Annotated in this window: 20 protein-coding genes; 16 read left to right on the top strand and 4 right to left on the bottom strand. The window is 65.7% G+C overall.

The genetic code is table 11. From position 1 onward, the window contains the following. The first annotated feature begins 50 nt into the window (after positions 1–50). The 6 genes from purD to ACMGF8_RS08310 all read left to right on the top strand — a co-directional run bounded on the left by purD (position 51) and on the right by ACMGF8_RS08310 (position 6,391). On the top strand, positions 51–1,340 hold the full coding sequence (gene purD, locus ACMGF8_RS08335; protein WP_102862990.1) for a phosphoribosylamine--glycine ligase: 1,290 nt from the start codon (positions 51–53) through the stop codon (positions 1,338–1,340). 100 nt (positions 1,341–1,440) lie between these two features. Then, the gene (locus ACMGF8_RS08330) at positions 1,441–4,227 is read left to right on the top strand and encodes a hybrid sensor histidine kinase/response regulator (protein ID WP_102862989.1); all 2,787 of its coding nucleotides are present in this window, start codon (positions 1,441–1,443) and stop codon (positions 4,225–4,227) included. Between the two features lie 63 nt (positions 4,228–4,290). Further along, positions 4,291–4,887, top strand: coding sequence for a MarC family protein (locus ACMGF8_RS08325; RefSeq protein ID WP_060837337.1), 597 nt, complete (start codon positions 4,291–4,293; stop codon positions 4,885–4,887). Between the two features lie 33 nt (positions 4,888–4,920). Next, positions 4,921–5,373, top strand: coding sequence for a hypothetical protein (locus tag ACMGF8_RS08320; RefSeq protein WP_060837336.1), 453 nt, complete (start codon positions 4,921–4,923; stop codon positions 5,371–5,373). Continuing rightward, complete coding sequence (locus ACMGF8_RS08315) at positions 5,370–5,942, top strand: CPCC family cysteine-rich protein (RefSeq protein ID WP_416759243.1); 573 nt, start codon at positions 5,370–5,372, stop codon at positions 5,940–5,942. Before ACMGF8_RS08320 ends, ACMGF8_RS08315 begins: the two co-directional genes overlap by 4 nt. Further along, positions 5,939–6,391 carry an SMI1/KNR4 family protein gene (locus ACMGF8_RS08310; protein ID WP_102862986.1) on the top strand — a complete coding sequence of 151 codons (453 nt, stop codon included), beginning with the start codon at positions 5,939–5,941 and terminating at the stop codon, positions 6,389–6,391. Before ACMGF8_RS08315 ends, ACMGF8_RS08310 begins: the two co-directional genes overlap by 4 nt. 67 nt (positions 6,392–6,458) lie before the next feature. Here ACMGF8_RS08310 and cobJ read toward each other — a convergent pair whose 3' ends face one another. The 4 genes from cobJ to cobG are packed head-to-tail and all read right to left on the bottom strand — an operon-like array spanning position 6,459 to position 10,843. Beyond that, the gene (cobJ, locus tag ACMGF8_RS08305; RefSeq protein WP_207167007.1) at positions 6,459–8,180 is read right to left on the bottom strand and encodes a precorrin-3B C(17)-methyltransferase; all 1,722 of its coding nucleotides are present in this window, start codon (positions 8,178–8,180) and stop codon (positions 6,459–6,461) included. Then, positions 8,180–8,911, bottom strand: coding sequence for a precorrin-2 C(20)-methyltransferase (locus ACMGF8_RS08300; protein WP_102862984.1), 732 nt, complete (start codon positions 8,909–8,911; stop codon positions 8,180–8,182). Before ACMGF8_RS08300 ends, cobJ begins: the two co-directional genes overlap by 1 nt. Continuing rightward, a complete protein-coding gene (locus tag ACMGF8_RS08295) occupies positions 8,911–9,537 on the bottom strand; it encodes a precorrin-8X methylmutase (RefSeq protein ID WP_102862983.1) in 627 nt (208 codons plus the stop codon). Before ACMGF8_RS08295 ends, ACMGF8_RS08300 begins: the two co-directional genes overlap by 1 nt. After that, positions 9,530–10,843: a precorrin-3B synthase gene (cobG, locus tag ACMGF8_RS08290; protein WP_416759240.1), complete on the bottom strand. Its 1,314-nt coding sequence runs from the start codon at positions 10,841–10,843 to the stop codon at positions 9,530–9,532. Before cobG ends, ACMGF8_RS08295 begins: the two co-directional genes overlap by 8 nt. A 131-nt stretch (positions 10,844–10,974) precedes the next feature. Between cobG and cbiE the strand changes: the two genes are divergently transcribed. From cbiE to ACMGF8_RS08240, 10 genes are all read left to right on the top strand, one after another. After that, positions 10,975–12,189, top strand: a complete 1,215-nt coding sequence (gene cbiE, locus ACMGF8_RS08285) for a precorrin-6y C5,15-methyltransferase (decarboxylating) subunit CbiE (RefSeq protein WP_416759238.1) — start codon at positions 10,975–10,977, stop codon at positions 12,187–12,189. Between the two features lie 93 nt (positions 12,190–12,282). Then, positions 12,283–13,380 carry a cobalt-precorrin-5B (C(1))-methyltransferase gene (locus ACMGF8_RS08280; protein WP_300244288.1) on the top strand — a complete coding sequence of 366 codons (1,098 nt, stop codon included), beginning with the start codon at positions 12,283–12,285 and terminating at the stop codon, positions 13,378–13,380. Continuing rightward, positions 13,377–14,105 carry a cobalt-precorrin-6A reductase gene (locus ACMGF8_RS08275; protein ID WP_115581507.1) on the top strand — a complete coding sequence of 243 codons (729 nt, stop codon included), beginning with the start codon at positions 13,377–13,379 and terminating at the stop codon, positions 14,103–14,105. Before ACMGF8_RS08280 ends, ACMGF8_RS08275 begins: the two co-directional genes overlap by 4 nt. Before the next feature lie 173 nt (positions 14,106–14,278). Then, on the top strand, positions 14,279–14,581 hold the full coding sequence (locus ACMGF8_RS08270; protein WP_060837327.1) for a type II toxin-antitoxin system RelE/ParE family toxin: 303 nt from the start codon (positions 14,279–14,281) through the stop codon (positions 14,579–14,581). A 3-nt stretch (positions 14,582–14,584) separates the two neighbouring features. After that, entirely contained in the window at positions 14,585–14,875 is a 291-nt protein-coding gene (locus ACMGF8_RS08265) for an addiction module antidote protein (RefSeq protein WP_016968235.1), read from the top strand. Positions 14,876–14,974: 99 nt separating this feature from the next. Continuing rightward, the gene (locus ACMGF8_RS08260) at positions 14,975–15,373 is read left to right on the top strand and encodes a DUF2946 domain-containing protein (RefSeq protein ID WP_102881960.1); all 399 of its coding nucleotides are present in this window, start codon (positions 14,975–14,977) and stop codon (positions 15,371–15,373) included. A gap of 49 nt (positions 15,374–15,422) precedes the next feature. Then, positions 15,423–15,917 (top strand): copper chaperone PCu(A)C, encoded by a 495-nt coding sequence (locus ACMGF8_RS08255; RefSeq protein ID WP_102862976.1) that lies wholly within the window; start codon positions 15,423–15,425, stop codon positions 15,915–15,917. A gap of 18 nt (positions 15,918–15,935) precedes the next feature. Continuing rightward, on the top strand, positions 15,936–16,382 hold the full coding sequence (locus ACMGF8_RS08250; RefSeq protein ID WP_102862975.1) for a DUF2946 domain-containing protein: 447 nt from the start codon (positions 15,936–15,938) through the stop codon (positions 16,380–16,382). 88 nt (positions 16,383–16,470) lie between these two features. Continuing rightward, positions 16,471–18,603: a TonB-dependent copper receptor gene (locus ACMGF8_RS08245; protein WP_416759233.1), complete on the top strand. Its 2,133-nt coding sequence runs from the start codon at positions 16,471–16,473 to the stop codon at positions 18,601–18,603. Positions 18,604–18,702: 99 nt separating this feature from the next. Next, complete coding sequence (locus ACMGF8_RS08240; RefSeq protein WP_102862973.1) at positions 18,703–20,085, top strand: PepSY-associated TM helix domain-containing protein; 1,383 nt, start codon at positions 18,703–18,705, stop codon at positions 20,083–20,085. Positions 20,086–20,138 lie beyond the last annotated feature (53 nt).

Genomic DNA, 20,138 nt, shown 5'->3' with positions numbered 1-20,138 from the left:
GCAGCGCTTCAGGTTCCAAAACAGAATTAGCGTCATCCGAGGTTTTTGAAATGAATGTACTGATCATTGGTAGCGGCGGTCGCGAACACGCCCTGGCCTGGAAAGTCGCTCAGGACCCACGGGTCGAAAAAGTATTCGTTGCCCCCGGCAACGCCGGTACCGCCATCGAAGCCAAGTGCGAGAACGTCGCCATCGACGTACTGGCCCTGGAGCAACTGGCCGATTTCGCCGAGAAGAATGTGTCCCTGACCATCGTCGGTCCGGAAGTGCCGCTGGTGGCTGGCGTGGTCGACCTGTTCCGCTCCCGCGGCCTGGACTGCTTCGGTCCGACTGCCGGCGCCGCGCAGCTGGAAGGCTCGAAAGCCTTCACCAAGGACTTCCTGGCACGCCACAAGATCCCGACCGCCGACTACCAGAACTTCACCGAGATCGAGCCGGCCCTGGCCTACCTGCGGGAAAAAGGCGCGCCGATCGTGATCAAGGCCGACGGCCTGGCCGCCGGTAAAGGCGTGATCGTCGCCATGACCCTGGCCGAAGCCGAGGAAGCCGTGCGTGACATGCTGGCCGGCAATGCCTTCGGTGATGCCGGTTCCCGCGTGGTCATCGAGGAGTTCCTCGACGGCGAGGAAGCCAGCTTCATCGTCATGGTCGACGGCAAGAACGTGCTGCCCATGGCCACCAGCCAGGACCACAAACGCGTCGGCGACGGCGACACTGGCCCCAATACCGGTGGCATGGGCGCTTACTCGCCAGCACCGGTGGTCACTTCAGAAGTGCACCAGCGGGTGATGGATCTGGTGATCTGGCCCACCGTTCGCGGCATGGCCGAGGAAGGCAACGTCTACACCGGCTTCCTCTATGCCGGTCTGATGATCGACAAAGCCGGCAACCCGAAAGTCATCGAGTTCAACTGCCGCTTCGGCGACCCGGAAACCCAACCGGTGATGCTGCGCCTGCAATCGAGCCTGGTACTGCTGGTGGAAGCCGCCCTGGCCCAGGCCCTGGACAAGGTCGAAGCCCAGTGGGACCCACGTCCAAGCCTGGGCATCGTCCTCGCCGCCGGCGGCTATCCTGGCGACTATGCCAAAGGCGCGGCCATCACTGGCCTGGACGCCGCCGCTGCACTGGAAGGCAAAGTGTTCCACGCCGGCACCGCACTCAAGGACGGTCAGGTCGTGACCTCCGGCGGCCGGGTGCTCTGCGCCACCGCCATGGGTGACAGCGTCGATGCCGCCCAGCAACAAGCCTACCGCCTGGCGGCCAAGATCGACTGGCAGGGCTGCTTCTACCGCAACGACATCGGCTACCGTGCCATTGCTCGTGAGCGCGGCCAGGAGTAAAGCTGCCAGCGCCCCCCGGCAAGGGCCTCGCGCCCTTGCCGTGCGGTGATCACGCCGCGCATAGTTATAATCAGGCATCAACCAATGAAGGGATTTCGCCGTGCGCTGGCTCAGGACCGCCCTAGGCTTCACCGTCACATTGCTGACCTTGCTCTGCTTGAATCCGGCCCTGGCCGCTCAAGGCAGTGGCTGGGCGGTTTTGCTCGACGAACAGGCCGACCTGCAGCTCAGTGATATCCGCTCCCCGCGCTACACCAACCAATTCAGCCCCATCGAACTGGACAAACTGACCGCAGCCGAACCCGACGGCGCCCTGTGGTTGCGCTTCAAGCTCCAACCGGGAACCCACGAGCAGATCCTGCGGATCTTCGCCCCCGACCTGTCCCACCTGAATCTCTACGTGCTCGACGGCGACAAGCTGATCGAACAAGTGAACACCGGCGCCAGCCAGTCGCAAGCCCAAAAGCCTTTGCCCAGCAGCGACTTCATGCTGCCACTGCCGCAAAGTGCCAAGCCGCTGGACGTCTATCTGCGCCTGGTGTCCGAACATGAACTGCGTCCCTACATCACCCTGCAATCGGCAGTGATGAGCGCCGCCGACCAGAGCCAGACACTGATCTACGGCCTGTTGTTCGGCTGCCTGGCGATGCTGATCCTGCACAACCTCACCCGCTTCGCCTACACCCGTTCACGCAGCAGCCTGTGGCTGGCAGCCTGTGAAGGCCTGCTGACCCTCAGCCTGTTGATGCTGCTGAACCTGCTCGGTCCCTGGTTACCGGACTGGCAAGCGTTGCAGACACCGGGCGCCTACGTGGCCCTGCTGCTGACCGCGCCCTGCGGGATGATGTTCGCCTACCGCTTCTTCGCTCCACTGGGCCCGCACCCGCTGAACCGCTTGCTGCTGGGCAATATTCTGCTGATCGGCCTGTTCGGTCTGTTGCTGCTGTTCGTCAACACCCTGCCGCTGAACATCATCACCTACGGCCTGGTGGCCCTGGCCGGCCTGAGCATGCTGTTCGTTGGCGCCTACCACTGGCACCAGGGCTATCGTCCGGCCCGGCTGTTCGTCACCGCCATGGTGATTTTCAACCTCGGCACCCTGGTGATTCTCCCGGCGCTGCTGGGCCTGACCCTGGTAGCGCCGCAAGGGTTGATCGTCACCCTGCTGAGCGTGGTGTGCATCGCCGGGTTGCTGATGAGCATTGCCTTGGGCGAGCGCCAGCGCAACATCACCGAGAACCGCTTCAGTGTCAGCCGCGACCTGGCCGCCAGCACCGCCGAGATCAATGCCAAGGCCGAGTTCCTGGCCAAGATCAGCCACGAGATCCGTACGCCGATGAACGGCGTGCTGGGCATGACCGAGTTACTGCTGGGCACCCCACTGTCGGTCAAGCAGCGTGATTACGTGCAGACCATTCACAGTGCCGGCAACGAGCTGCTGACCCTGATCAACGAGATCCTCGACATCTCCAAGCTGGAGTCCGGGCAGATCGAACTGGACGACGTGCAGTTCGACCTCAACGCCCTGATCGAGGATTGCCTGAGTATCTTCCGGGCCAAGGCCGAACAGCAGAACGTCGAGCTGATCAGTTTCATCCAGCCCCAGGTGCCGCGGGTCATCAGCGGCGACCCGACGCGCCTGCGCCAGGCCCTGCTGAGCCTGTTGGAAAACGCCCTGAAGAAGACCGACGAAGGCGAAGTGCTGATCGTCGTCGCCCTCGACGAGCGCAGCAGCAAACCGCGCCTGCGCATTGCCGTACAAGACAGCGGCCAGCCCATGGATACCGAGGAACGCGAAGCGCTGCTGCACACCGAACTGCACAGCAAGAACTTCCTCGCCACCACCCGCCTGGGGGGCAACCTGGGGCTGGTGATCGCCCGCCAGTTGATCCTGCTGATGCACGGCGAATTCGGCATCAAGAGCGGCACCAACCAGGGCAGCACCCTGTGGTTGACCCTGCCCCTGGACGCCGAGCGCCTGGAACATCCCACCGCCGACCTCGACGGCCCCTTGCAGGGCGCGCGGGTGCTGGTGGTGGACGATAACGACACCTGCCGCAAGGTGCTGGTGCAGCAATGCAGCGCCTGGGGCCTGAACGTCAGCGCCGTGCCTTCGGGCAAGGAAGCCCTGGCCCTGCTGCGGACCAAGGCGCACCTGCGGGACTATTTCGATGTGGTGCTGCTGGACCAGAACATGCCCGGCATGACCGGCATGCAGCTGGCAGCGAAGATCAAGGAAGACCCGAGCCTGAACCACGACATCCTGCTGATCATGCTCACGGGCATCAGCAACGCGCCGAGCAAGGTGATTGCGCGCAATGCCGGGATCAAGCGCATCCTCGCCAAGCCGGTGGCCGGCTACACCCTCAAGACCACTCTGGCCGACGAGCTCAGCCAACGCGACAAGGCCCCCACCGCGCCCTACAACATGCCCCTGAACCCGGCACCGGGTCCGGCGCCGATCACCGTTCCCAGCGACTTCAGCATCCTGGTGGCCGAAGACAACAGCATCTCCACCAAGGTCATCCGCGGCATGCTGGGCAAGCTCAATCTGCAGCCCGACACCGCCAGCAACGGCGAAGAGGCCTTGCAGGCCATGAAGGCCAAGCGCTACGACCTGGTGCTCATGGACTGCGAAATGCCGGTGCTCGACGGTTTCTCCGCCACCCAGCAGTTGCGGGCCTGGGAAGTCGGCAACCAACGGGTGCGCACCCCGGTGGTGGCGCTGACCGCGCACATCCTCGCCGAGCACAAGGAGCGCGCGCGCCAGGCCGGCATGGACGGGCACATGGCCAAGCCGGTGGAGTTGTCGCAACTGCGCGAGCTGGTGGAGCACTGGGTCACCCAGCGCGACCTGCGCGAGCGCAGCACCGCGCACACCAGTTGAGCCGACAGCCTGCGCGGCGCCTGTTAAACTCTGGCTCGCCCTCCCTAGTCGTGAGCTCCCGCCATGCTCCACGTGCTGTTCAGCGTTTACCTGAAGATGCTGGTGCTCTATAGCCCGTTCTTCGTCCTCTCATGCTTCATCAGCCTGACCCGCGGCTACTCCTCCAAGGAGCGCCGACGCCTGGCCTGGAAAGTCGCCCTGGCTACCCTGGTCTCCAGCGTCTTGCTGTACCTGTTCGGGCGGGTGATCTTCAGCGTGTTCGGCATCACCGTGGACGCCTTCCGCATCGGTGCCGGCAGCGTGCTGTTCATCTCGGCCCTGGGCATGGCCCAGGGCAAGTCGGCGGTACAGACCGACAACGTGCAACAGGACGTGACCATCGTGCCGCTGACCATTCCCCTGACCGTGGGCCCGGGCACCATCGGCGCCCTGCTGGTGATGGGGGTCAGCCAGCCCCACTGGGACGACAAGCTCACCGCCATTCTCAGCATCGCCCTGGCCAGCCTCACCGTGGGCGTGGTGCTGTACCTGTCCAACCGCATCGAACGCATCCTCGGCGACCAGGGCCTGCAGATCGTCAGCCGGCTGATGGGACTGTTCGTCTGCGCCCTGGCGGCGCAGATCATCTTCACCGGGGTCAAAGGCTATCTGGTGCCCTAACAGCGGCACGACCCAGCGGACAAGGAATGTCACATGCCCGGCCATGAAGATCGCCAGCTCATCCAGCAACGATGGCAGGACGAACGCTACCCCAGGGACAACTCACTCGCCCTGGGCTCGGGCTTCTACTGCCTGTTCGAGCTGCCCCATGAGCATCCCCGACTGATCAACAAGGTGTGGCTGCCGGCCTCGGACTGCGACGCTCATCAGGACGGCGAGGGCCTCGCGACCCTGGCGCTGTGCGTCGCCGGCAACGGCGCCTTGCAGGCCCGGGCCGGCGAGTGTGCCGCGCATGGCGGGGATGGTTTCCTGGCATTGCAGGAGAAAGATTCTGAGGCCCTGATCTGGCTGCTGGTCCTGAGGGACACCAATCCCTTCAACCGGGTCGAGATCCAGGACCGACACCTCTATGCCGAGTCGACCTCCGGTGTCAGCGTGCAGATCCCTCTGGAGCGCCCCGATCAGTTGACCCTGGCCTGGCCATGACCCTTGCACTGCCACCGAGCCCGATGAAAAAACTGACCACCACCGCCGCCATCGACCTCCTCAGCCGCCAGCGGTTGCCCGGCCTCGACGCCGCCGCCCGCGCCTCCCACCTCCTGAACTGGTGGGGAATAGACAGCGACGACCTTGAGTTCGCCGCACTCCCACCCAGCCTGCAACAACAGCTCAGGGCGCAGCCGGAGCCCCCGGAAGACCCGCAGGCCCCGCGCTACGACGCCCTGCTGCTGATCGCCCTGCGCGCCGAATACCGCGGCGTGACCCACCACTACCTGATGCGCTGCCTGCGCGAAGCCGGGCTGGGCGACTACGCCGTCAGCGCGGACATCGAGTACCTGGAGGCCTGCCCCTGCTGCGGTTATCGAACCCTCTCGGCGCGGGGCGACTACCAGATCTGCGACCTCTGCCATTGGGAGGACGACGGCAGCCAGGCGCTGGATGTGCTGAGCGGACCCAACCACAAAACCCTGGGCCAGGCCCGGGAACACTTTGCCCGGCAGCAGGGCCACCTGCCCTTGGACAAGTGGCCACACATCAGCAAGGACACCCCATGATTCCCCAGCAGTTGGTCAGCCTGATCGAAGCCCAGCCCCGCTTCCGCCCGCGCCCCGACACCGCCGAGGTCACCCGAGCGTTGGCAACATTGGGGATTGCCCTGGACAGCGAGTTCGCCCAGATCTATCTGGCCTGTCACCCCGCCGACTTCGAAAGCCGGGCGAGCTACGAAGTGCTGATGGATATCGACGGGCCCAGTGATGAAATCCTGATGTGCACCGAGTTCATTCATGAAGTCTGGGAGTTGCCAGAGAACTTCGTCGCCTTCACCTCGTTGCAAGGTGAAGGCGGCTACCTGCTGGACAAGGACAGCGGCGGCGTCTGGGATTTCGACCTGGGCGACCGGGAGGCGTTCGTTGCCGGCCGCCTCCCCGCCCGCTGGGCCGGCTTCTTCGAATTCATCACCTGGCTGCTGACCGCCAAGGACAAGGACCAGGATGATGAGTGACCCTGCACGCTAGAAGCCGCTGCCGGCGATGGCGATCTTGTGAGCGCCTTCGCCGGCAAGCCGGCTCCTACAAGGGTTTATTGCCGTACCAGCGCGGCGTGTAGACCCACTCGCCACCCTCGGCCCGGGGGAAGACGCAGGTGGTGGAAGAGCCCACCAGCACCATGGTGCGCATGTCCACCTGCTCCGGGGTCAGCTCGCCCAGGGTGATGACCCGCAGGGTCTGCCCCGGACGACCGATATCCCGTCCCAGCACCACCGGGGTTTGCGGCGTGCGGTGCTGGCGCACGATCTCCAGGGCCCGGCCCAGTTGCCAGGGCCGCGAGCGGGAGATCGGGTTGTAGAAGGCCAGGGCCAGATCGGCCTGGGAAGCAAGGTCCAGGCGCTTCTCGATGATGTCCCAGGGCTTGAGGTTGTCGGACAGCGACAGCACGCAGAAGTCATGACCCAGCGGCGCGCCGGCCTGGGCGGCGGTGGCCAGTGAGGCGGAGACGCCCGGGAGGATCTCCAGGTCGACACGATGCCAGGCCGGATCGCTGGATTCGTGCAGGGCTTCCAGGACCGCCGCGGCCATGGCAAACACCCCCGGATCACCGGACGACACCACCACCACCGAACGGCCCTGGGCCGCCAGTTCGAAGGCGTGCCGGGCGCGCTGCATTTCTTCGCGGTTGTCAGTGCAGTGCATCACCTGATCGGCGCGGAACGGGCCGGCCATGCGCACGTAGGTTTCATAACCGAGGATGTCGTTGGCCCGGGCCAGTTCGGCTTTCACCGCCGGCACCATGAGTTCGGCAGCACCAGGACCGAGGCCGATGACTGCCAGGCGCCCACGGGGCCGGCCGATCTGTTCGAGGTCCAGGGGCTGGCTGGCCACGGCGATGGCGATGTCCTCCCCCACCTTCAGCGGCGGCAGCAATTGCGGCACGGCTTGCTGTGCCAGTTCGACGACACTGCCGGCGGCCGGCAGGAAACGCAGCGGCACACCCAGTTGCGCAGCCGCCTGATGCAGGGCGCGGTCAGCCATGTCACTGTCGGCCGCCAGCAGGCAGGCGACGGACTGCACGGCGATGCGCGCCTGATGCAGGGCCTGACGGATGTGGGTAGCCAGGCTGGTATCGCTTTCGCCAGCAAGCTGGCCGCTACGGCAAGCGACCAGGACGCTGCGGGGGTAGATCAGCAGCTCATTGGCCGCAGGCTCGCGCTCGGCAGAGCCGACCCGGATGGTCAGGCGGGCCTGATCGTTCTCGGGCAGCTTGGCCGCGGCCAGCCAGGGCGCGGCGCCTTCGATGCGCACGCTTTCGCCACCCAGCAGGTCGGAGACAAAGCGCTTGCCCAGCTCCAGGTCGCCCAGGGCATAACCGCTGGGCGGGTTGAGCAGGCAGGTGCCAAAGCGCAGTTCGCCACTGGTGGTAATGGCCGCAGCCACACCAAGGCCCGCGGCGATTTCCCGGGCCATGACGTTGACGCCGCCCAGGCCACCCAGCAGCGGCACCACGGCGCTGCCGTCTTCGGCCACCGCCAGCACCGGCGGTTCGGCGCCTTTTTCCAGCAGCAGCGGGGCCAGGGTGCGGATCACGATACCCGCCGCACACAGGGCGATGATGGGCCTGTCCTGTTGATACAGCTGGCGCAGGGTGGCGCCGAATTCGTGGTAGATCCGATCAGCGCCTTCGACCCGTTCCGCCAGACCGTGGATCAACGAATCGGGATACAGCCGCTGGATCTGCCGTGCGGTGTCGAGACTGCCTTGGCCAAGGATGACGATGGCCGGAATTGAACGGGCCATCAGCCTTGCCACCTTTCGCCGGGCACGATGATCAGCGAGAAGTACGGCGAGGACATCGGCTCCACGTCATCCAGCGGCACGATCTTCTGGTTGGCCATGGTGGCGCGCTCCACATACAGCGCACGCTGCGCCAGCCCCAGCTCTTCCAGGACCTGGCGCACCTTGGGGAAATTGCGCCCCAGCTTCATCACCACCGCCGCGTCGGCGTCCGCCAGACGCCGCTTGAGCTCGTCATGTGGCAGCACGCCCGAGAGCACCGACAGGCTCTGGTTGCGATACACCAGCGGCGCGCCCAGCACCGACGCGCCGCCCAGCATCGAGCACACCCCGGGCACCACTTCGGCCTGGTAACGCTCGGCCAGACGATCGTGCAGGTACATGTAGGAACCGTAGAAGAACGGGTCGCCTTCGCAGATCACCGCCACATCCCGACCGGCATCCAGATGCAGCGCCAGCTCCTGGCTGGCGCTGTCGTAGAAATCGCTGATCACTTGCTCGTAGGACAGCGGCGCCGGCAGCACTTCGGTGGTCACCGGGTACACCAGCGGCAGCAGGGTCTGGGCCTGTTGCAGGTGCCCTTCGATGATGCCGAAGGCGTTGCCTTTCTTGCCCTTGGCCACGAAGTAGGCCACCACCGGCGACTCGCGCAGCAGGCGCAGGGCCTTCAGGGTAATCAGCTCCGGATCACCAGGACCCACGCCAAGGCCGATCAAACGTCCAGGTTGCTGCATCATTCGATCTCCGTGGCCAGGGCGTTGACGGCGGCGGCGGCCATGGCGCTACCGCCCAGGCGACCCTGCATGATCACAAAGGGCACGCCGCGGCTGTCGGCGGCGAGCATCGCCTTGGATTCGGCGGCGCCGACGAAGCCCACCGGGAAGCCGAGGATCAGCGCCGGTTTCGGCGCGCCGGCGTCGAGCATTTCCAGGAGGTAGAACAGGGCGGTGGGCGCATTGCCGATCACCACCACGCTGCCTTCCAGGTGCGGACGCCAGAGCTCCAGAGCCGCCGCCGAGCGGGTGTTGCCCAGCTCTCGGGCCAACTCCGGGACGCTGTCATCGCGCAGGGTGCAGATCACTTTGTTGTTGGCCGGCAAGCGTGCCCGGGTAATGCCTTCAGAGACCATCCGCGCATCGCAGAGGATCGGTGCCCCGGCGGCCAGGGCATCACGCCCGGCCTTGCCGGCGCCCGCGGAGAATTGCAGGCCGTCGATGGCCTCGACCATGCCGCAGGCGTGGATCACCCGTACCGCGAGTTTTTCCAGGTCGGCGGGAATGCGATCCAGCTTGGCTTCTTCGCGGATGATCGCGAAGGAGTTGCGATAGATCTCCTGACCGTCGCGGATGTAATCAATCATCTAGGTGGCTCCGTGGGCGGGCATCAAGCAGTGCCTCTGCCGCTTCAATAGAAAGGTTGCGTGCGTGCAGCGCGCCGAAACCCGGCTGTGCTGCATCGCGTAGATACAAGTCGTAACGCCCTGGGGCCGTCGCCAGCAGGGTGGCCGGCGCCACATGGGCGGCGGCGCAGGAACGGGAGCAGGCCGACAAATGCACCGCCTGCTGACGGCCATGGCCCTGGAGCAGGGTCGCCAACTTCAACGCATCGCCCTTGGTGTCGGCCAGGGCTTTGCCGCAGCCACTGGAGCCGGTACAGGCAATCAGGTGGGCCAGGGACTGTTCAGGGCTGCACAACAGGCCCAGTTGGCCCAGACGTGCCGTGACCCGGGGAGCATCCGCCGGGGCAATGCCGGGCAGCAGCAGGCTCTGCCAGGGTGTGAAGCGCAGGCTGGCGTCGCCGTACTGTTCGGCCAGTTGCGCAGCGCCCTTGAGCATGACGGGATCAAGGCGCCCCAGGGGCGCAACCGCACCGACATAGACCTGTCCGCGTTCACGCTGTGGATAAGTTCCCAGGTGCAGCCCAGCGACCGAGGCCGGACGCTGCCAGCCGTCGATACTCAACAAGGGCCGGCTCAGGCGCAGGTTCAGTTGGGCAAGAAAATCCGCCACCGGCACCTGCGCCAACAGGTGCCGCATCCGCGTCTGCTCGGGCGTGGCCAGTTCGAGAAACAGCTCCAGCACCGCCACCAGCAGTTCATGGCCCAGTTCCTGGGGCACTGCCGCCAAGGGTTTATCCACAGGGCTGCCCGCCAGGCCAAAGGCCAACAGCAACTGCCCCTCCCGCACCAAGGCGGCCAGCCACAGATCGTGATGATGTTCGAGCATGGCCAGGGCTTCGCCGCCATCGAGCTGCACGGCGAACTTGGCCGACAGTTCATGGAAGCGCGAGTGGCTCTGCAAGGTCTCGAGGATCTGCCCGGCCAGGGGCCGGGTGTCCATCAGCAACTGCCGGTCGATGCCGGCACTGGGGCTGAGCATCAGGTTGCGCACATCGTCGCCGGCGGCGGTGGTCGGTCCCAGGCCGGCCGCCAGCAGTTTGTCGATCAGTGCCTGGTGCTCGGCGCCGATCCCGCGAATCTGCAGGTTGGCGCGGTTGGTGGCCTCGATCACACCGCCGGCATAAGCCTGCGCCGCCTCGGCCACCGCCGCTGCCTGAGCGGCACTGATGACGCCGCCCGCCAGCTTGATCCGGCAGATGCCGCCGTCCAGCGCCGGGACAATGCGCAGCAACCCCGGGCAGGCCGAGGGGCGGATGGCGGTGGACATAGGACGTTCGTTCAAAGGGGCGACCGGCAGTGTGGGAAAAGCGCTTCGTCAGCGAAGGCGCGGTATTATGCCTGCTTTGTCCGAAGGCATGAAAAGCCTGCCGGTCGGAACCTTAGGTTTGAGGAATATAGATGTCGCCCTGGCTGACAGTAGTGGGAATCGGTGAAGACGGCTTCAAGGGCCTGGGCAGGAACGCCCGCCATGCCCTGCTGGGCGCTTCGCGGATCGTCGGCGGCCAGCGCCAGCTGGATCTGCTGCCGGCGTGCATCCGTGGCGAACGCCAGTTGTGGCCCAGTCCGTTCTCCCTGGAGCCGGTGCTGAGCCAACGCGGCACGCCCGTCTGCGTGCTGGCCAGCGGCGATCCAATGCTATTCGGCGTAGGGGCCAGCCTGGCCCGGCAACTGCCGGCCGATGAGCTGCAGGTACTGCCCTTTCCTTCCTCCTATTCCCTGGCCGCCGCCCGTCTGGGCTGGGCCCTGCAGGAGGTGGTCACGCTGTCGGTGGTGGCACGGCCGATTGCCGCGCTCAACGCCCAACTGTTCAGCGGCGTGCGCCTGCTGGTGCTGAGCAATGACCGCCACAGCCCGGCAGCCATCGCCGGACTGCTGCGCGAGCGCGGCTTCGGCCCGAGCCGGATCACGGTACTGGAGCACTTGGGCGGGCCCTTGGAGCGACGCCTGGACAGCACTGCCAATCAATGGAGCGATCCATCGATCGCCGACCTCAACCTGCTGGCCATCGAATGCCGGGCGGCGGCCGATACGCCGCCACTGTCCCGTCTGGCCGGCCTGCCGGACTCGGCCTTCCGTCATGACGGCCAGTTGACCAAGCGGGACGTGCGCGCCATCACCCTGGCCCGTCTGGCCCCGGTACCCGGTGAACTGCTCTGGGATGTGGGGGCCGGCAGCGGTTCCATCGGTATTGAATGGATGCGGGCCCACCCCAGTTGCCGGGCCCTGGCCATCGAAGCCGACGATGGCCGCCAGCAGTTGATCGAATACAACCGCGACGTGCTCGGCGTGCCCGGGCTGCAACTGATTCGCGGCAGCGCGCCCCAGGCTCTGGCCGGACTTGAGCGTCCGGATGCGGTGTTCATCGGTGGTGGGGTGACCCGCGAAGGCGTATTGCAGACTTGCTGGGAGCAGCTCAAGCCCGGTGGGCGCCTGGTGGCCAACGCGGTGACCCTGCAAAGTGAAATGACCCTGATGCACTGGCGCGAGCAGTACGGCGGGGAACTGACCCGCATCCATATCGCCCAGGCCCAGCCCCTGGGGGAGTTCGATACCTGGCGCCAGGCCCTGCCGATCACCCTGCTGGACCTGCACAAACCCCGGGACCTGCCATGAACCTTGCAGGAATGGGCTTGCCCGCAAAAGCGTCCAGCAAAGAGACCGCAGCGCGCCCTTCGCGAGCAAGCTCGCTCCTACGGGAGCAAGGGCATGCGTGAGGAAACAGCGGAACAGCCCGCGCCCCTGCGCAGCGGCCTGACCACCGGCAGCTGCGCCACCGCCACCAGCCTGGCCGCCGCTCGCCTGCTCTTGGGGGGCGTCAATGCGGACGCGGTGGATATCGTCCTGCCCAAGGGTAAACAGGTACAGATGCGCCTGGAGTTCTGTCGCCGCACCCACGACGGCGCTGAGGCCGGAACCCTCAAGGATGCCGGCGACGACCCGGACGTGACCCACGGCGCCCTGCTCTACTCCCAGGTGCGCCTGACTCCCGAGCCGGGAATCCGCTTTATCGCCGGCCAGGGTGTGGGCACCGTGACCCGCCCCGGGCTGGTGCTGGCAGTGGGTGAGCCGGCGATCAATCCCGTGCCGCGCCGAATGATCAGCGACCACCTGCAACGGCTCGCCGAGGAACAGGCCTACCCCGGCGGGTTCGAAGTCACGGTGAACGTCGAGGGCGGAGCGGAACTGGCCCTGAAAACCATGAACCCGCGCCTGGGGATTCTCGGCGGGCTGTCGATCCTGGGCACCAGCGGCATTGTCCGGCCCTTCTCCTGCGCGGCCTATATCGCCTCGATCCACCAGGGCATCGACGTGGCCAAGACCAATGGCTACCTGCACATCGCCGCCTGCACCGGCAACGCCAGCGAAGACACCATGCGCCGGGTCTACGAACTGCCGGAAATCGCCCTGATCGAAATGGGCGACTTCGTCGGCGCAGTGCTCAAGCACCTGCGCAAAGTGCCGGTGGATAAACTCAGCCTGTGCGGCGGCTTCGGCAAGATCAGCAAACTGGCCGCCGGGCACATGGACCTGCACAGCCGCCATTCCAGCATCGACCTGCCACAACTGGCGCGCTGGGCCGCCGCGGTGGGTGCCGACCCGGCGCTGCAACAGGCCATCCGCGAGGCCAATACCAGCCAGCAGGCCCTGGCCATGGCCAGCGCCGCCGGGATCGCCCTAGGCGACGCGGTGTGCCAGCACGCCCTGGACTTCGCCCGCAGCGTGGTGCCGGCCCAGGTTCAGGTGGAAGTCTTCGCCATCGATCGCCAGGGCGGCATCGTTGGCCATGCCGGAGTCTTGTCATGACCCGTATTCTGCTGCTGGGCGGGGTCACCGAAGCCCTGGCCATCGCCCGCACCCTGGGCCCTGAACATATCTACAGCCTGGCCGGGGTCGGTCGGGTGCCCAGCGACCTCAAGTGCCAGGTCCGGGTCGGCGGCTACGGCGGTGCCGAGGGCCTGGCGCGCTTTATCCGCGAACAACGCATTGGCCTCCTGCTGGATGCCACCCACCCCTACGCGGCGCAGATCAGCGCCAATGCCGTGGCTGCGGCACAGCACGCAGCCGTGCCTTGCTGGGCCTTGCGGCGCCCGGCCTGGCAGCCGCAGCCCGGGGATGACTGGCGCGAGATCGCCGGCTGGGAGGCATTGGTCGAGGCCCTGCGGCCCTTCAAGCGGCCGCTGTTCACCCTGGGCCGCGAGCCGTTGCAGCATCTGAACGAGATTCCTGCGGGGCAGTTCTGGACCCTGCGCGCCCTGGAAACCTGCCCCGGCAACGAGCGTTGCGAAGTCATCGGTGCCCGTGGGCCTTTCCTGATCGAAGACGAGCGCCAACTGTTCGCACGTCGGGACATCGATGTGCTGATCAGCAAGAACAGCGGCAGCAGCGCCACCGAGCCCAAGTTGGAGGTGGCACGTGAGCGGGGCATACCGGTGCTGGTGCTCAAGCGCCCAAAGCTGCCCGAGGCCGACCGCCACTTTGCCAGCGTGGCCGAGTTGCTGCAGGCCCTGCACTCGCCGGACAAAACCTGACAGGCAAAACCGCCGCGCCCCACAAACACTTGGGAAGCCCCTGGCAGCGCGCTACCAACCCCATGCTTTAGCCTCCTTGGACCGTCTCAATGGCGCCGGCTCCGCTCGTCGCCCAGTTGAGCTCTAGGCGGGCAAATGGGTTGCCACGCTGTATCCCAAGGAATACATTCGTCATGTACGTCTTCGAGCAGACCCTGGAGTTCAGCCGCTGGCTCCTGCACCTGAAGGATCCGCAAGGCAAAACCCGTGTACTGGCCAGGATCCGCGCCGCCCAACTGGGCCGATTCGGCGACTGCGAAGCACTGGGTGGAGGTGTCTATGAAATGCGCATCCATCGCGGCCCCGGCTATCGGGTGTACTTCTCGCGCCGGGGCACGGTGATCTACCTGTTGTTGATCGGCGGTGACAAGAACACCCAGAGACGCGATATCCAACGCGCCAGGCAACTGGCCCACGACCTCAAGAGCGAGGGTTGAAACATGCACACCCCAGTCACCCGCTTCGACGCGGCGGAGTACCTCAAGACCCCTGAAGACATGGTGGCCTACCTCGACGCCTGCTTCGAGGAAGATGCCGGCGACGGCAAGCTGATCCGCGCCGCCCTCAACGACATCGCCCGCGCCCGGGGCATGACCCAGGTGGCCCGCGACACCGGCCTGGGTCGCGAGAGCCTGTACAAGGCCCTGGGCAGCCAGGGCAATCCCGAGTTCGCGACTATCATCAAGGTCATGAAGGCACTGGGACTCAAGCTCCACGTCAGCCCGGCCTGAACTGGCACTGCGACACCACACCGCATACGCTGCTTTTTTACTTATCCACAGCGATCAGGCTAAATACCCGCCTGATCGCTCAACCGACGGATCGTCCCCATGTCCCGACAACGGCTCGCATTTGCCTGGATCGCCTGCTTCGCAGTGCTGTTCAACATGCTTGCCATGCCGCTTTCCGGGGCCATGCAACGCAACGATTCGGGGCTGGACGAACAACTGCTGTGGGGCAGCTTCTGCTCTTCCAGCGGCACCAAAATGGTGGCCATTTCCCTGGGCAAGCTTGAACAGAAAGCCCCGCAGAACGACGAGCACTCGAACATGCAGCACTGCTGGTGCTGCTCAGGCTCAGCGCCGCTGGTGGCCCTGCCCGGTCATGTACCCCAGCTGAATTTCATTCGTTTCGCCGTCCAGCCGGGCGCGCCGCAACCGAAGATCGCAATGCTCACCCTGCGCCAGCAATGGCCCAGCCTGAACCCCGGTGCCCCGCCTCTGGCATGATTCCCTTTCGCAAGTGATCTGCGTTTTTGAATCGTTCTGGAGAACCGTCATGTCCAAACCGTCCCTGATCAAGCAATCCCTGCTCGTTGTCGCACTGCTGCTGCCTGCCTGTTTCGCCACCGCTCACGACTACAAGGCCGGTGAGTTGCAGATCGCCCATCCCTGGTCGCAGGAGCTGCCGCCGAACGCGCCGACCGTCGCGGCTTACTTCGTGGTGCACAACCCAGGCAAGAACGCCGACACCCTGCTCAGTGTCGACTCGCCGATCTCTGGCCGGGCCGAACTGCATGAACACGTCATGCAAGGCGACATGATGAAAATGCAGCAAGTGGCCAAGGTTGCGGTGCCCGCCGGCGGTGAGGTGACCTTCGCCCCCATGGGCTACCACGTGATGCTGATGGAGCTCAAAGACCGCAGCCTGCTCAGCGACGGCAAGCGCTTCCCCCTGACCCTGCACTTTGAAAAGGCCGGCGACGTCACCGTCGAAGTGGCCGTACAGAAGCAGCCACCGGCCGCCATGCACGAGTCCAAGCACGCTCACTAAGCTGACCGGCTCGTTACCGTGAACACCCCGCACGCGCCTGGCCGCAGGCGGTCCGCGCCGCGTCGCAACTCCCCGGGAGTGCGCCGCGGCAGCTGGATCAGCCTGTTCGCCATGCTGATGATCTTTATCGGCCCGCTGATTTCTCAGTCGATGCCGATGGATCACGCGATGCCGATGAACATGTCCGTCTCCATGGACATGGGCGACGGCGCGCCCGGCTGTCACGGTGAAAGCCCGCATCACGCCCAACAGGGCAAGTCCCAGGGCGAACAACACGTACTCTGGGAAAAATGCGGCTATTGCAGCCTGCTGTTCAATTGCCCGGCGCTGCCTTCGGGCCTGTCGTTCGCCGCCCTGTCCGCGCCGCCCACACAGCATTTCCTGATCCCCGCCACGCGCCTGGGCCACGCCCGGCAGACCGTGTTCCCCGGCGCCCTGACCCGCGCCCCACCGATCCTCGTCTGAGTCCCCTGCTCATCTCACACGGCCGACTGTCATTGCGACAGCCGCATAGTTGCGGCCGTGTCATTCAAGACCGATCGATGGAACATCTATGTTTTCTGCTGACACTCGCCTGGGCGCTGCCCAGCCATCCAAGCCCTTTGCCCTGAACCCGTCGCGCCTGCGTTTCAACCATGCCCTGGCGGTGCTTTGCGGCGTGCTGCTGACCCCCCTGGCCCTGGCCGACGAGGCCCCGACGGATCACTCCCGACACGGCACGCAATTGAGCCCGACGGTGATCACCGCCATCGCCCCCAGCTCGCCGCTGACCGTGGTCACCAATCCCAAGGACCCGCGCCAACCGGTCCCGGCCAGTGACGGCGGAGACTACCTGAAGACCATTCCCGGCTTCGCGCTGGTACGCAATGGCGGCACCAACGGTGACCCGGTACTGCGGGGCATGTTCGGCTCGCGCCTGAACATCCTAACCAATGGCGGCATGATGCTCGGCGCCTGCCCCGGCCGCATGGATGCACCGACCTCCTACATCTCCCCGGAAACCTATGATCGCCTGACCGTGATCAAGGGCCCGCAAACCGTGCTCTGGGGCCCGGGCGCCTCGGCCGGCACGGTGCTGTTCGAGCGTGAGCCGGAACACTTCGGCGAACTCGGCACGCGGGTCAACGCCAGCCTGTTGGCGGGCTCCAACGGCCGCTTCGACAAGACCCTGGATGCTGCCGCCGGCGGCCCCCTGGGGTATGTGCGGGTGATCGGCAACACCGCCCATGCCGACGACTACAAGGATGGCAACAACGACACCGTGGCCTCGCGCTACGACAAGTGGAACGGTGACGTGGCCCTGGGCTGGACCCCGGACGCCGACACCCTGCTGGAGCTCACCGCCGGCAAGGGCGACGGCGAAGCCCGCTACGCCGGCCGCGGCATGGACGGTTCGCAGTTCAAGCGCGAAAGCCTGGGCCTGCGTTTCGAAAAATCCAACATCGGCGAGGTCCTGGACAAGGTCGAGGCCCAGGTCTACTACAACTACGCCGACCACGTGATGGACAACTACAGCCTGCGTACCCCGTCCGGCACCGGCATGATGGCCGGCCCCATGGCCTCCAATGTCGACCGTCGCACCCTCGGTGCGCGGATCAAGGCCACCTGGCGCTGGGCCGACCTGCAGTTGATCGGCGGCCTGGATGCCCAGACCAACGAACACCGCACTCGGGCCAGCAACGGCGTGGATACCTACAAGCAACTGCCCCGTACCAAGGACGCCGACTTCCACAACTACGGCGCCTTCGGCGAACTGACCTGGTACGCCGCCGAGCGCGACCGCCTGATCACCGGGGCCCGCCTCGACCGTGCTTCGGCCAAGGACTACCGGCAGAGCATCGGCTCGGGAATGATGAGCCGGCCCAACCCCACTGCCGGCGATACTCGGGCCGATACCCTGCCCAGCGGCTTCGTGCGCTACGAGCATGACCTGGCCGACAGCCCGACCACGCTGTACGTCGGCCTTGGCCACACTCAGCGCTTCCCCGACTACTGGGAGCTGTTCTCGCCGAAAATGGGCCCGGCGGGCTCAGTGAACGCCTTCGATTCGATCAAGCCGGAAAAGACCACCCAACTGGACTTCGGCCTGCAATACCAGAGCGAGGATCTGGAAGCCTGGGCCTCGGGCTATATCGGCCAGGTGCGCGACTACATCCTCTTCGACTACAACTCGAAAATGATGGGCATGAGCACCTCTCGGGCCGAGAACATCGACGCCCGGATCATGGGCGGCGAACTGGGTGCGGCCTACAAGCTGACCTCCAACTGGAAAGCCGATGCGACCCTGGCCTACGCCTGGGGCAAGAACAGCAGCGACGGCAAGGCCCTGCCGCAGATGCCGCCGCTGGACGCGCGCTTCGGCCTGACCTACAGCGAGGACGACTGGAGCGCCGGGGCCTTGTGGCGGGTGGTGGCGGCGCAAAACCGCGTCGACCTGAACAAGGGCAACGTGGTCGGCAAGGACTTCGGCAAGAGCGGTGGCTTCGGCGTGTTCTCCCTCAACGGCGCCTACCGGGTGACCAAGAACCTCAAGCTCAGCACCGGGGTCGACAACCTGTTCGGCAAGGCCTACGCCGAACACCTGAACCTGGCGGGCAACGCCGGCTTCGGCTACCCGGCCAGTGATCCCCAGGCGATCAAGGAGCCGGGGCGCACCCTCTGGACCAAGGTCGACCTGAGCTTCTGATCCGCCTTCGCCGGCACGCCGGCTCCTCACCGCAGGAGCTGGGGTGCCAGCGAACAGCCCCTATAAGAAAAGATTCACTGCCCTGCGGAGCGTTCCCCGATGAACCGACCCAAAGTGTCTTTCTACAACCTGGCCTGGCGCTGGCATTTCTACGCCGGGCTGTTCGTGGCCCCTTTCATGGTGATGCTGGCCCTGACCGGCATCATCTACCTGTTCAAGCCACAACTGGACCCGTTGATGTACCCCAGCCTGCTCAAGGTGCCCGCCGGTCATCACCTGCTGAGTGCCGACGACTTGCTGCAAAGGGTGCAATCGGCCTACCCCCAGGGCCATATCAAGCAGTACCTGCCACCGATTGATGCCGAGCGCAGCGCGCAGTTCGTGGTGCAGGACAAGGGTCAGGAGCTGAATGTCTTCATCGACCCCTACCACGGCGATGTGCTCGGCGAGCAGGATGCCAAGGCCAACCTGCAGGCCGTGGCCCGGGCCATTCACGGTGAGCTGATGATCGGCACCGTCGGTGACCGGCTGGTGGAACTGGCCGCTGGCTGGGGCATCGTCCTGGTGGTGTCCGGCCTGTACCTGTGGTGGCCACGGGGCAAGTCGTCGGCGGGCGTGCTGTGGCCGCGTTTCAGCGTCCGCGGCAGGCCGTTCTGGCGCGACCTGCACAGTGTGCTGGGCTTCTGGGGCGCGGCATTCCTGCTGCTGATGCTACTCAGCGGCATGACCTGGACCGGCTTCTGGGGCAAGCAGTACGCCGACCTGTGGAACCGCTTTCCGGCGGCCATGTGGAACGACGTGCCGACCTCCGACCAGCAGGCCCGGGAGCTCAACAGCGCCACGCGCCAGACCGTGCCCTGGGCGGTGGAAAACACCCCGATGCCGATGTCCGGCGACCACGCCGAGCACATGGCCCACAACGCCGCGGACACGGCGCCGGCAGCCCCGTCCATCAGCCTGCAAGCGGTGCAGGACATCGCCCGCCAGCGCCAGGTCGAACCGGGCTACAGCATCACCTTGCCGAAGACCGCCACCGGCGTGTTCACCATCGCCGTGTTCGCCGACGATCCGCGCAACGATGCCACCCTGCATGTCGACCAATACAGCGGCAAGGTCCTGGCCGACGTGCGCTGGCAGCAGTACAGCAACGTGGCCCGGGCCACGGAGGTTGGGGTGATGCTGCATGAAGGCAAGATGTTCGGCCGCGTCAACCAGATCCTGGTGCTGGTGGTGTGCCTGATGATCCTGCTCAGCGCCGTGAGCGGCATGGTCATGTGGTGGCAGCGTCGTCCCCAGGGCCGACTCGGCGTGCCCCCGCTGCGCCACGACCTGCCGAAATGGAAAACCGCGATGCTGATCATGGCGCTGCTGGCCTTGGCATTTCCTTTGGTTGGAGCCTCGCTGATTGGGGTGTGGCTGCTCGATCGCCTGCTGCTTTCACGCTTCAACCGCGGGCCTGAATCTGCTTCATCTTCAACATGAATCAGCTGAGATGCTCGTTCCAGAGGGCTCTGTAGAATCTCGGCGCTTTAGCC

This window comes from Pseudomonas sp. BNK-7, from assembly GCF_048072025.1.
GTDB lineage: Bacteria > Pseudomonadota > Gammaproteobacteria > Pseudomonadales > Pseudomonadaceae > Aquipseudomonas > Aquipseudomonas danubii.
This window is presented reverse-complemented; position numbering and strand designations above follow the sequence as displayed.

Bases quoted from the DNA above. Each gene is read 5' to 3' on its own strand.
- cbiE (WP_416759238.1), top strand. From the start codon at position 10,975: ATGTCGCCCTGGCTGACAGTAGTGGGAATCGGTGAAGACGGCTTCAAG.
- ACMGF8_RS08240 (WP_102862973.1), top strand. From the start codon at position 18,703: ATGAACCGACCCAAAGTGTCTTTCTACAACCTGGCCTGGCGCTGGCAT.
- ACMGF8_RS08245 (WP_416759233.1), top strand. From the start codon at position 16,471: ATGTTTTCTGCTGACACTCGCCTGGGCGCTGCCCAGCCATCCAAGCCC.
- purD (WP_102862990.1), top strand. From the start codon at position 51: ATGAATGTACTGATCATTGGTAGCGGCGGTCGCGAACACGCCCTGGCC.
- ACMGF8_RS08325 (WP_060837337.1), top strand. From the start codon at position 4,291: ATGCTCCACGTGCTGTTCAGCGTTTACCTGAAGATGCTGGTGCTCTAT.
- ACMGF8_RS08275 (WP_115581507.1), top strand. From the start codon at position 13,377: ATGACCCGTATTCTGCTGCTGGGCGGGGTCACCGAAGCCCTGGCCATC.
- ACMGF8_RS08310 (WP_102862986.1), top strand. From the start codon at position 5,939: ATGATTCCCCAGCAGTTGGTCAGCCTGATCGAAGCCCAGCCCCGCTTC.
- ACMGF8_RS08270 (WP_060837327.1), top strand. From the start codon at position 14,279: ATGTACGTCTTCGAGCAGACCCTGGAGTTCAGCCGCTGGCTCCTGCAC.
- ACMGF8_RS08280 (WP_300244288.1), top strand. From the start codon at position 12,283: ATGCGTGAGGAAACAGCGGAACAGCCCGCGCCCCTGCGCAGCGGCCTG.
- ACMGF8_RS08300 (WP_102862984.1), bottom strand. From the start codon at position 8,911: ATGCAGCAACCTGGACGTTTGATCGGCCTTGGCGTGGGTCCTGGTGAT.
- ACMGF8_RS08255 (WP_102862976.1), top strand. From the start codon at position 15,423: ATGTCCAAACCGTCCCTGATCAAGCAATCCCTGCTCGTTGTCGCACTG.
- ACMGF8_RS08265 (WP_016968235.1), top strand. From the start codon at position 14,585: ATGCACACCCCAGTCACCCGCTTCGACGCGGCGGAGTACCTCAAGACC.
- ACMGF8_RS08295 (WP_102862983.1), bottom strand. From the start codon at position 9,537: ATGATTGATTACATCCGCGACGGTCAGGAGATCTATCGCAACTCCTTC.
- ACMGF8_RS08320 (WP_060837336.1), top strand. From the start codon at position 4,921: ATGCCCGGCCATGAAGATCGCCAGCTCATCCAGCAACGATGGCAGGAC.
- ACMGF8_RS08260 (WP_102881960.1), top strand. From the start codon at position 14,975: ATGTCCCGACAACGGCTCGCATTTGCCTGGATCGCCTGCTTCGCAGTG.
- ACMGF8_RS08315 (WP_416759243.1), top strand. From the start codon at position 5,370: ATGACCCTTGCACTGCCACCGAGCCCGATGAAAAAACTGACCACCACC.
- cobJ (WP_207167007.1), bottom strand. From the start codon at position 8,180: ATGGCCCGTTCAATTCCGGCCATCGTCATCCTTGGCCAAGGCAGTCTC.
- cobG (WP_416759240.1), bottom strand. From the start codon at position 10,843: ATGTCCACCGCCATCCGCCCCTCGGCCTGCCCGGGGTTGCTGCGCATT.